This is a genomic window from Ruegeria sp. AB8 (assembly GCF_056542605.1).
The window spans coordinates 1-11,659 of the sequence record NZ_JBQGAB010000028.1 but is presented as its reverse complement, the minus strand read 5'-3'; the positions used below and the strand labels follow the sequence as shown (position 1 = coordinate 11,659).

Here is an 11,659-nt window from a genome sequence, read left to right as displayed (position 1 = left end):
TGTTGGCGCTTTTCGGAATAGATCGTCGAAGAAGCCACGACAGTATCTACGCCCTCGTCGATTATGTTTGGCGTGTTCGGAGGCAGGGGGGTCAAACAAACTTCTCGTTCCAAATCCCTACACGCTGATCGTCGCGGTTTTCATATTCGGCGATAGCCTGGAAAATATCCCGATCCACCAGCCCTTCCCGATCTTCTCCAAAATCCGTCATTCGCATTGTGAACCATGCGGTCATCCCACCCGGCGGCAAAGTGGCGAAGCGAGGGAAGACCGGGTCCCTCTTCCCAGCCTGCCAAGTGCTGGGCAAATCAGGGTCCAGGATGAAACCGCGTGCTATGCCGACCGCATCCACATCCCCTGATTTGACTGCGGCGTCTGCTTCTGATCGATGCTTGAACCCTCCGGTCACCATGAGTGGGGTCTTGGTCAACCGCCGTGCGGCGCGCGCGAAGTCGAGGAAGTAGGGACCTTTGGTTGACCGTTCGGAACTAGATGGCGCGCCGGGAAAATAGGTCCCGCCGCTGATGTCCAGCAGATCGACGCCTTTGCCGTCCAACCCGGCAACCACCCTGAGCGCGTCTTGTTCCGTCAGTCCGCCGTCAAGCTGGTCAGTGGCGTTCAGTTTGACCGCGACTGTGAAATCAGACGGCACCGCAGAGCGCACAGACTCAACGGTTTCGATCAGCAACCGCATCCGCGCGTGGATCGGGCCACCATAGGCATCCGTTCGACGGTTGAAGAGGGGGGAGAGGAACTGGCTCAACAAAAATCCGTGCGCTGCATGGATCTGGACACCGCCAAACCCCAGATCGGCAGACCGACGGGCTGTGCGGGCAAAACTCTCTAGAATGGTCCTGATCTCGGAAAGCGACATCTCTTCGCTACTGAAATCAGGGAAATCGATTGCGCTTGGGCCTTTAGGATGACCGATCGGTCGATGCGTGAGCGCCCCGGCGTGGCCAAGTTGCAGCCAAAGCTGTGCCCCGTTGACCGAGCCACGGCGGGCCAGATCCCGGAAAGCCGCCATATCGGCCGCCTCGTCGAGCACGAGATTACCCGGTTTTTCGGGGTAACGCGGATCCCCCTGCACTTCACCGATGATCGACGCCGCCAAACCACCCTCGGCCCAGCGTTCATAGAGACGCATCTGGGCAGCGGTCGGGTTGCCCCGGCCATCCGCCAGCGAATCCGACATGGCCGATTTGACGATCCGGTTCTTCAAGACACGCCCGTTCGGCAGGGTGAGCGGGCTAAAAAGGGAGGTGTTCGAAGCGATGGGCAAGGTATTTCTCCTTGGTTTATTGGCCTCCACCATAGATAATTTGGAAAGTATGTGCCGATAATCCGGTATCTTGGATCAACTTTTAATAGTTTTTGGAATAGATGCCGCAAAAAACGGAACTGGAAATCCTTCTGGCCGTGGTTGACCACGGCAGTTTTTCGGCCGCAGCCCGCGTGTTGGGGTACACCCCGTCTGCGGTGGGCAAACGGGTGCACCTGTTGGAGCAGAGGTTGCGGGTGCCGCTTCTTGTCCGCTCGACCCGGCGCATGGCATTGACGGAGGCCGGACAACGATATGTAGAGGAAGCGAGGGATCTTCTTGCCCGCCTGACAGCCTTGGAAGAGGACATTGCCGATGATGCCGGCAACCTGCGCGGTGTGATCCGTGTGACAAGCTCGGCGGCTCTTGGCCAATTACATGTTGTCCCACTGGTGATCGAATTCATGGGGCTTAATCCCGAAGTCGAAATCGAGCTGTTGCTGACGGACAAGATCATTGATCTGGTGGGCGACGGCTTCGATCTCGCGATCCGCAGCGGCGTCTTGCCGGACTCGTCCTTCGTGTCACGGAAACTGATGGACAATCAGCGGATCCCATGTGCCGCGCCCGGTTATCTTGAGCGGAGCGGAGTTCCGCTGGAACCCGAGGACCTGACTGCGCACAGATGCCTGCGCCTCGGGCCGGAAAAACATCTGTCGGATTGGGGCTTCAAACGAACGGGTGGCGGCATGTCGCGGCTCGGGTCGGGGTTTTCTTGCAATAGTCTGGAAGCGCTCCGTTCGGCGTGCCGTGCGGGACGCGGCATAGCGTGGTTGCCGGAGTTTCTGATATCCGACGACTTGCGCACAGGTCGCCTGTGTCCGGTTCTGTCGGATCACGCGGAGCCTAGCGCCGGCGGTGGGGTCTTCGTACTGCGACCGGAAATGCCCTTCCTGCCACGGCGCGTTCGGGCCCTGATTGACTTCCTCGTGGATGGTTTCGCGGACAAGGAATTCGGTCACGGATAGCAGGCTGAAAATTTGGCTGGCCTTTTCAAATTGATTTCCGAACAGCAACAGCCCGGTTGCCGTCGGATTGGAGATGGTTTCCGGGATCAAGAAGAAGACCCAGAGGTCCGGTCCGAATTGCAAGGATCGGCGCAAGCTGGTCGAAATCAAACCGGCAATACTTGGGTCGCAATTTCACGCCGAGGTGAGACGTCTTTGACCAAGGGGCCTCACCCTGCAAAACGCTGCGATCAGAGGGTGTCAGTCCCTAACAAGGCCGATGCTCGGTTGGTGCATTGGTTTCCCATCTGTCAATCCGCTCACCTTTTCGATGATGGCATCGGCGTCAATGCAGTGGTGACGATAGAGGTCGCCGATCGTGCCGGTCTGACCGAAGTGCTCGACACCCATTGGAATCGTCGGATGTCCATGCACGGACCCCAGCCAGGACAGGGTCGCAGGATGCCCGTCGATCACCGTGATCAGTTTGCAGTGACGCGGAAGGTCAGACATCAGGGCTTCGATGTGGGACAGCGCCGCCTTGTTTCCGCGTGACCGTGCCCGTTGGGCGGCGGTCCATCCGGCATTCAACCGATCGGCGGACGTGACGGCCAGAACACCGATGTCCCGACGGCCTTCACCAATTGCTCCTGCGGCTTTGATCGCCTCTGGTGCAATTGCCCCTTGATAGGCGATTACGACCTCGCAATTGGGCCCAGGTTTGCGTAGCCAATAGGCCCCATCGATCGCACCCTGACGGAATTCGTCGTCCAAGCGTTTGCCGGGCTGTTCGATCGGGTTGGTCGTCAGGCGCAGGTAGATCGACCCTCCGGTTTCATCACGCAGCCAGGTGCGCTCGTCCGGTTGTCCCTCGCCGTCGCGCTGGATGTAGTCGAAGGCCCATTCCATGATCACCGCCAACTCGTCGGCAAAGGCGGGTTCAAATGCGGCCAACCCATCCTGGCTCATCCCGATCAGGGGGGTGCCGACGGACTGGTGCGCCCCACCTTCCGGAGCCAGTGTAACCCCCGACGGCGTGCCCACCAGTATGAAGCGCGCGTCCTGGTAGCAGGCATAGTTCAATGCATCGAGTCCGCGGCAGACAAAGGGGTCATAAACCGTTCCAATCGGGATCAGCCGCTTTCCAAACAGGGAATGCGAAAGACCCGCCGCGCCCAGCAACAGCATCAGATTCATTTCAGCGATCCCGAGCTCGATATGCTGCCCTTCCGGCGTGAACTCCCATTTGGCCGTCGAGGGGATACGATGTTCGACAAAGGCGTCGGTCTGTTCGGAACGCGCGAAAAGCTTGCGACGGTTCACCCATGGCCCAAGATTGGTGGTGCCGGTTACGTCAGGCGACGTTGTCACAATGCGTTCGGCCAGTTGGCTGTCGCCCTTGGACAAGGCGTCCAGAATCTTGCCGAAAGCCATCTGGGTTGAAATCTCACGGCTGGTGTCGATCCCTATTGGCGGCACATCCAGCTTGTCATCAAGATAGCGCCGAGGACCTTTGGCAAAGAATGGCGTTTTGGACAGGAAGTCTTTCAGGGCTTCAGGGTCCTCAACTGCAGCGAGCGGATTCCATTCCTCACCCTCAAGCACGCCCATATGGGCCTGCCACGCGGCAAACTGACTGTTGTTCATCAACCCGCCGTGGTTGTCCTTGTGACCGGCAATGGGCGTGCCCCAGCCCTTTACCGTATAGGCTAGAAAGCAAGTCGGGCGATCATGGTCGATCGCGGCAAATGTCCGGGACATGGTCTCGACGCAGTTGCCACCGAGGTTTTCCATCAAGGCCGCCAGTTCCGCGTCCGTGCGCCGTTCGATCAGCGCCGTGACGTCTCCCTGATCGCCCAGATCGTCCATCAGGCGCTGGCGCCACACCGCGCCGCCCATGAACGTCAGGGCCGAATAATCCTGATTGGGGCAGGCGTCGATCCAGTTCCGCAGCCGGTCCCCGCCGGGCTCTTCGAATGCAGCGCATTGCAGGACGCCGTATTTCACGCGTACGACATCCCAGCCAAAAGCATCAAAGATCTTCTCGATCCGCTCGAACAGCCCTTCGCGTACGATCCCATCCAGCGACTGGCGATTGTAGTCGATGATCCACCAGGTGTTGCGCAGGTCGTTCTTCCACCCTTCCTGCAACGCCTCGTAGATATTGCCTTCGTCCAACTCGGCATCGCCGACCAGTGCAACCATGCGACCCAATGGGGCGTCTGCGCCCCAGCTTTTGGCCTTGATGTAATCCTGAATGATCGAGGCAAACGAGGTGATTGCGACACCCAGGCCCACTGACCCGGTCGAGAAGTCTACGTCATCGATATCCTTGGTTCGGCTGGGGTAGCTCTGAACACCACCAAATCCGCGCAAGTTTTCTATTTTCTCGCGGGTCTGGTTGCCCATGAGGTACTGCATCGCGTGAAAGACCGGCGACGCGTGGGGTTTGACGGCGACTCTGTCCTCCGGCCGCAGGGCCGAGAAATAGAGCGCCGTCATGATCGATACCATCGAGGCGGACGAAGCCTGATGGCCACCGATCTTGATCCCATCCACCTTTGGTCGGACATGGTTGGCATGGTGGATCATCCAATGCGACAACCACAGCAGGCGTTGTTCAACGATTTTCAACTGGGTGGGATCAATGTGCATGGCGGTCTCCGGGTTCAGGCGGCGCTGCGGGCAGGGTAGGGCAAAGCCTGCTCCAGGTCTGCAAGGATGTCTTCGACGTCTTCAAGCCCAACTGACAGGCGGATAAGGCCATCGCTGATTCCATGCTCGGCCCGCTCTTCCGGGGTGTATGTCGAATGGGTCATCGAGGCCGGGTGCTGGATCAGGGTTTCCGCATCACCCAGCGAGACTGCGCGCTGGATCATGGTCAGTCGGTTCATGAATTCGATCCCGCCGGACAGGCCGGATTTGATTTCAAACGCAATCATGGCTCCGGGCTGCGACATCTGGCGCTGCGCAACATCATGTTGGGCAAAACTCTTGAGACCAGGGAAAGATACGTCACCGACAGCGGGGTGGGCCTCGAGATATTCAGCGACAACTTCAGCCGATGCGCAGTGGCGGTCCATCCGCAAATTCAGGGTCTTCAGCCCTCGCAGGATCAGCATCGCGTTGAAGGGCGCCATCACCGCGCCGGTCATGTCCTTCATCCCGACCAGGCGGATCTCGGCAATCTGTTCCGCCGAGCCCACGACCAGGCCAGCAACCACGTCTCCGTGCCCGCCAAGGTATTTGGTGGCGGAATGCAGAACGATGTCGGCACCGTGTTCAATCGGTCGGGTCAGATATGGGCTGGCATAAGTGTTGTCGACCACGACCTTTGCGCCGACCGTGTGTGCGATCTTTGAATGGGCGGCAATGTCCACAAGCCGCATATTCGGGTTTGCCGGCGTTTCAAAATAGACCACACGCGTTTTGTCCGACACAGCGGCACGCAGGTTTTCAGGGTCCGTCATATCGACATGCGTGATCGTGACGCCCCATTTCGCCAACCCGTGGCGCATGAACGCAAAGGTGCAGCCATAGAGTGTCTTGTCGACGATAACTTCGTCGCCTGGCGAGAGCAGGGTCCAAAGCACTGCGGTAATGGCACCCATGCCGCTGGAAAGGGCCAGCCCGGCCTCAGCCCCTTCGAGCACCGCAATCCGGCGTTCCAGAAGATCGCATGTGGGGTTCGAAATACGGCTGTAGATATGGCCTTGGCGTTCACCTGCGAACATCTCGCCGCCGGCCTCGGCCGTTTCGAAGGAAAAGGTCGAGGTCAAATGCAGCGGCGGGGTCAGCGCGCCGTCATTTTCCAACGGGTTGTAAGCATGGTGGATGGCGCGGGTAGCAAAGCCGGTTGAGCGGGTCATGACAAACTCCTGATTCCAGTTGAAGCCAGTTTGCGCCTTTACTTTGGGTGAAGGGTTGCGAATTATACCAACATAGAGGTCAAAATTGGCAGGATCTGCCAATCGTAGGAAGGAAAATGGACGCCAAGGACAGACAGATCATCCGTGCCCTCCAACGGGATGGGCGCATGACCAATCAGGATCTTGCGGATGCGGTCAGCCTCTCGCCGTCGCCCTGCCTGCGCCGGGTCAAGAACCTTGAGGCCAGTGGGATCATCAAGGGATACAGCGCAGATGTGGACGCCGCCGCATATGGGATGGCCATTACCGTCTTTGTGCGTATCCGGCTGGAGCGGCACAACGAAACGGATGTCCAGAATTTTGAAGGTCGGATTCGGATGATCGAGGAAGTTCTCGAATGCCACGTGCTGACCGGCGCCATGGACTATCAGTTGCGCGTTCTTGTTTCGGATCTCGAGGCTTACGAAGACTTTATCCGCAATCGCATACACCCGATTGGCGGTATCGCCTCCATCGATACCAGCTTTGTCTATGGAACGGTAAAGAAAACAGCCGTTTTCCCATCCACCTGATCGGCAACGCTCTGTCCGTTTCGCGCCCACGTAGATGCACGCGCCTCACATCGGGCTCTGTGGCCAAGGGCTTTGTAAGCCAAGCCTGCCTGGTCCGTTCTGCAGCACCGGAAGGCCGGAGAACCCGTTACCGAAAAGTCGTCTTGCCCGATTGTTTCCTTGTCGCCAGAGTGGCTGAAAAGCAGGAGGGTGGCGTGGCTGGTCACATGCGCGATGCGATCTTTGGTGCGGGCGCAGTCGATTGTTCGACATCGCGGCATCTGGCTGAGGCCGCGCGGGCCGACGCTGCTGGAAAGAAACGTGCTGACAGCCGGGGCCACTCGGCCCGCGGCGGGCAAATTTGGTGAAGGGCAAGAAGGACAGATGACCAAATCCAGCGACCTGTTTCAGCAAGCCCGACAATCGATGCCCGGGGGCATCTCGCACCGCTATCGCTGGCGCTTGCCGAACCCGATCTATATCACCCGTGCGCTGGGCGCGCATAAGTGGGACGCTGATGGCAATCGATATATCGATTTCAAGATGGGTGCGGCCAGCCAGATGATGGGCCATTGCCACCCCGAAATTGTCAAAGCCCTGCAGGCGCAAGCGACGCAAGCGATCTTTGCGGCTGACTGCAACCCGATCGAGGTCGACTGGTCACGCAAGATCTGCGATCTGATTCCGTCGGTAGAGCGGGTCCGCTTCACCGCGTCCGGAACCGAAGCAACGATGCTGGCCCTGCGCATCGCACGCGCCTTCACCGGCCGTGACAAGATCCTTCGCGTGGACGGGCATTACCATGGCTGGCATGATCACGTTCTGAAGGGGTCAAAACCGGGATCGGATGTGCCGCCATCGCTGGGCGTTCCCGCAGCCGTCGCAGCGCTGACCGACATCTGCCCGCCTGATGCGGACATGTTGAACAGGATGCTCGCCACCAAGGACTATGCTGCGGTGATTATCGAAGCCTCGGGCGCCAATTACGGCGCAGTGCCGATGGCGCAGGCGGTTCTGGGAGCCGCCCAATCCGCCGCGCATCGAAATGGCGGCCTGCTGATCCTGGACGAGATCATCACTGGCTTCCGCTGGTCCTCAGGTGGGCGTCAGGCGCTGGCCGGAACCACGCCCGACCTGACGACCATGGCCAAGATCGTCACCGGCGGTATGCCGGGAGGTGCCGTCGGCGGCACGGCCGAGGTCATGGCGATGCTCGACCCGTCCGTCACGGCCCGGGGACACACACCGGCGGTGCTGCACCAGGGAACCTTCAACGGAGCGCCCATCGTGGCCGCAACCGGATCGGTGATGATGGACCTTTTGGCGGATGGTTCGGCCCAGGGCCATGCGGACAGGATCGCAGCGGATATTCGGAGTGGCGTGAACGCGCTGTTCTCCAAACACGGCATCGAAGGGTTGTGCTATGGCGAAAGCTCGACGTTCCACCTCTGGTTCGGGCCGCACGAAGGGTCGATGGACGGGATACCCGCCGCGACCATTCGCGGACCCGCACCCAAGCTGGTCGCGGGGCTACAGGATGCTCTGAACCGCAACGGCGTTGACCTGATGTCCGCGATGAGCGCCGTAACATCGGCCGCGCATAGTGACGATGATGTCACGGACACCCTGAATGCGTTCGACCGCGCACTGGAAGAGATCGAACCGGTTCTCAACGAGACGCAGTAGCGTCACCGTACCGGGCAGATCACCACATTTGCTTGTGCTTGCGCGTCGATCCGATGCTGACGCCGAACTGCCGTGAAAACGCCTTGGACAAAGACTGTGCGGAGGAATAGCCACAGCGCATCGCAACCTCGTCCAGAACAAGGTTCGTGTGCGCAACCAGGTCGCGGGCGCGCGACAGGCGCATCAACTGGTAATAGCGTTGGGGCGGCATCCCAAGCTCTTTGACAAAGATGCGCGAGATGGACCGAACCGAAAGGTTGGCCCGCCGCGCGAGGTCCACGATTTGCATCGGAGCCTCGTCATTTTCTGCCATTATGGAAATGCAGCGCCGCAGGTTTTCCGACCCTTTGGGTTGCATGGCGCTGTGTCCAAGCCCATCGAACCGCGCACCGTCATGCAGGAACATGCTGGCTGCATCATGCGCCAGCGCGTCACCGTATCGTTCCGAAATCAGGGCGATCATCAAATCCATGGCCGTCGACGCGCCGCCGCAGGTCCAGATCGGACCGTCGCGGACAAATCTGTCCGGCAGGGTCTCGACATTTGGAAACGCCTCCGAAAACTCAGTCAGCGTTTGCCAGTGCAGGGTTGCCCGACGCCCGTCCAGCAATCCCCAGGAAGCAAGAAACCACGCTCCGATGTCCGCCCCGATGACCGTCTCCGCCTGTCTGGTCAGCGCGACGCATTTTCTGCTGGCCGGCTTCGAGGCGTTCTGCCTGAACTCGTCTCCGCCGACCACCATCAACAGATCGCAGGCGCCCGCGTCAACCAAAGTGACGTCCGGCGAAAGACGCAGACCACTGGAGCTGCGAACTGCATCGTCGTCAGGCGTCACAATAGACCAGTGGATGTCGGCGCCGGTCTGATCCCGAACAACGCGCAGCGGCTCCAACAGGCAGGCCAGCAGCATGTTGGAAAACTTGTCAAACAGCAGGACGTTGATTTTGAGTGCCAGCATTTCGTCCGATTAGGGATGTTTTTTGGCAAATTAGGACAACACCCGCAGAAAATTCAAGACTACGCTTTCCCCAATTTGCAGTCGAACCAACCACACCGGCAAAAGGGCCTGACCACCATGCGCGACCGACCGCTTTCGAACATTCGGGTTCTTGATTTCGGCCAATATCTGGCCGGGCCGCTGGTCGGGATGATGTTGGCCGATATGGGGGCGGATGTGATCCGCATTGATCCTCCGGGCGGACCGCGCCTGAAATCACCCGCATCGGATATGCTGTCACGTGGAAAATCCAACCTGGAATTGGACCTTAAATCGCCAGGCGGTCTTCAGACAGCTCTGCAACTTGTTCAGCGCGCCGATGTTGTCATCGACAATTTCCGGCCGGGTGTGATGAAACGTCTTGGTCTGGGACCGGACGCCCTGCGGCAGGCAAATCCCGCCGTTGTTTCACTATCGATGCCCGGCTTTGCCTCAACCGATCCGGAACTGGCCGATATTGCAGCGTGGGAGGCAGTGATCGCTGCGCGCACAGGGCAGTTCACGGATATGGGCCTGAACCGCCGGCTGATGGGGATCAACCCATCCTTCACTCCGCTGGGGCTGGCTTCGGCCTACGGGGCGACGTTTGGTGCCATGTCGGTGCTGTTTGCACTTCGCGCGCGGGGCAGAAATGGCGGGGATCATATCGAGGTTCCGCTGGCCTCGGCCCTCCTGGAGGGGCTGGTCTACAATTGTCAGCAAATCGAGGACTATCCGGATCGCTACAAATCCCCGCGCGAGGTTGAACTGGAACGGCGCGCGGCAGAAGGTCTGCCGCTGAATCTGGAGTTTTCGGAATTGTCGGAATTCCTCGACCCGTTCTACCGGACCTACCCCTGCGCAGACGGCCGGGGTTTTTATGTTGTGGCATGCAGCATCAAGGGCCATCCTGAACGCGCGCTTCGAACGCTTGGGCTTGGCGATGTGGTTGAAAGCCTGCCGGACTTCGACGCCTATCTGGATCAGAAAGACTGGCCCGCGGAATGGTCTTCACGCAACTATCCGGTCGGCGTTTCGGACCGCGCCCGCGTATCCACCGCGATGAAAGAGGCCTTTCTGACCCGTCCGGCCCACGAGTGGGAGGCGCTGTTTGGGGCATCGAAAGCACCGGCAACGGCCCAGCGATCCTCACAGGAATGGCTGAATGATCCGCACGCGCTGGCTTCGGGCCTTGTGCTGGAAGTCGAACATCCCGTGCACGGCAGGATGCGTCAGATGGGCAATGTCGCGTGGCTGGCAGAAGATGCCGAGGCTCGGGTCAAGCACGCGGCCAAGCCTGCCGATCTTGCCGCGCTTCTGTCCGAAGCGCCCCGGGCCTCGGCGGTCACTGACCCCGCCGGACAGGGCTGGCTGGACGGGCTGAAGGTTCTGGACCTGACCAATGTCATCGCCGGCCCCACCATCGGCTCGACCCTTGCACGGTTCGGTGCCGAAGTCACTTTGGTACAACCGGTCGATCCGTCGGTAGACCCCTGGAATGCGGTTGTCTTTGGCATGCACGCGCATCGCGGCAAGAAGAGCATTCTTTTGAACCTGCGCAGCGACGAAGGGCAAGAGGCTCTGGCGCGCCTGATCGCTGAATCCGACGTCATCACCATGAACGGCACCGATGCGCAGCGCGATGCGCTGGGGTTGTCGCCGGACCGATTAAAAAGCATCAATCCGAAGCTGATCCTGGTTCAGCTGGACGCATTTGGTGGGCCGAAGATCGGGCCGAAGTCCAACCACCTTGGCTATGACGATTTGGCCCAGGCGGCCACCGGTGTCATGGTGCGTTTTGGCGGCGGCATGGAAACGCCGGAAGAGCACGCGCATTTCGGCACGATCGACGTTTTGACCGGGTACTGTGCCTGCGTGGCGCTTGGCGGGGCGCTGACGCGGCTGGACCAGACAGGAGAGGGCGGCATTGCGCGCGCCTCGCTGGCGGCTGCGGGCAACCTGATTCAGGCCCAGTTCATGTATGATTATGACGGGCGGGCGTCGTTTGACGAACCTTCGGGGCGTCAGGCGCTGGGCTGGGGGCCGTTCTATCATTGCTATAAAGCAGCGGACGGCTGGATGTTCTTCGCCGCTCCAACCGAGCAAGAGAAGGCTTTGACGAATATCCCCAAACTTGCTGACCTTGCCAATCTATCGGAGTGTGAAGTGCAGGCCGGCCTGGCATCGCGCTTCCGCGAACGTCCCGTGGCCTTTTGGAAAGCTGATGGGGTGGATGGCTCCTGCTTCAACCGGCGTCGCAATGCGCCATAGTGCAGGTGTCAAAGTCTGCTTTTGAAAGGAGCCACCCC

General features: G+C 59.8%; 9 protein-coding genes. 5 read left to right on the top strand and 4 right to left on the bottom strand.

Translation table 11 applies throughout. The features are described from left to right. Positions 1-91: 91 nt before the first annotated feature. Positions 92-1,282, bottom strand: coding sequence for an NADH:flavin oxidoreductase/NADH oxidase family protein (locus ACR0CG_RS20870; protein ID WP_480527265.1), 1,191 nt, complete (start codon positions 1,280-1,282; stop codon positions 92-94). A gap of 101 nt (positions 1,283-1,383) precedes the next feature. Here ACR0CG_RS20870 and ACR0CG_RS20865 point away from each other — a divergent pair, with 101 nt between their 5' ends. After that, positions 1,384-2,289, top strand: coding sequence for a LysR family transcriptional regulator (locus ACR0CG_RS20865; RefSeq protein ID WP_480527263.1), 906 nt, complete (start codon positions 1,384-1,386; stop codon positions 2,287-2,289). Positions 2,290-2,529: 240 nt separating this feature from the next. Here ACR0CG_RS20865 and ACR0CG_RS20860 read toward each other — a convergent pair whose 3' ends face one another. Further along, positions 2,530-4,923 (bottom strand): 1-deoxy-D-xylulose-5-phosphate synthase N-terminal domain-containing protein, encoded by a 2,394-nt coding sequence (locus tag ACR0CG_RS20860; protein ID WP_480527261.1) that lies wholly within the window; start codon positions 4,921-4,923, stop codon positions 2,530-2,532. A 14-nt stretch (positions 4,924-4,937) separates the two neighbouring features. Then, complete coding sequence (locus ACR0CG_RS20855) at positions 4,938-6,137, bottom strand: methionine gamma-lyase (protein WP_480527259.1); 1,200 nt, start codon at positions 6,135-6,137, stop codon at positions 4,938-4,940. Between the two features lie 116 nt (positions 6,138-6,253). Between ACR0CG_RS20855 and ACR0CG_RS20850 the strand changes: the two genes are divergently transcribed. The 3 genes from ACR0CG_RS20850 (at position 6,254) to ACR0CG_RS20840 (ending at position 8,374) form a co-directional block, all read left to right on the top strand. After that, positions 6,254-6,709, top strand: coding sequence for an Lrp/AsnC family transcriptional regulator (locus ACR0CG_RS20850; protein WP_170805871.1), 456 nt, complete (start codon positions 6,254-6,256; stop codon positions 6,707-6,709). A 194-nt stretch (positions 6,710-6,903) separates the two neighbouring features. Further along, positions 6,904-7,056 (top strand): hypothetical protein, encoded by a 153-nt coding sequence (locus ACR0CG_RS20845; RefSeq protein ID WP_170612238.1) that lies wholly within the window; start codon positions 6,904-6,906, stop codon positions 7,054-7,056. 16 nt (positions 7,057-7,072) lie between these two features. Further along, positions 7,073-8,374: an aspartate aminotransferase family protein gene (locus tag ACR0CG_RS20840; protein ID WP_480527257.1), complete on the top strand. Its 1,302-nt coding sequence runs from the start codon at positions 7,073-7,075 to the stop codon at positions 8,372-8,374. Positions 8,375-8,393: 19 nt separating this feature from the next. Here the strand turns inward: ACR0CG_RS20840 and ACR0CG_RS20835 are convergent, their stop codons facing one another. Continuing rightward, positions 8,394-9,332, bottom strand: coding sequence for a GlxA family transcriptional regulator (locus ACR0CG_RS20835; RefSeq protein WP_480527255.1), 939 nt, complete (start codon positions 9,330-9,332; stop codon positions 8,394-8,396). A 117-nt stretch (positions 9,333-9,449) separates the two neighbouring features. On the opposite strand from ACR0CG_RS20835, the gene ACR0CG_RS20830 reads away from it, so the two are divergent. Then, entirely contained in the window at positions 9,450-11,621 is a 2,172-nt protein-coding gene (locus tag ACR0CG_RS20830; protein ID WP_480527254.1) for a CoA transferase, read from the top strand. Positions 11,622-11,659 lie beyond the last annotated feature (38 nt).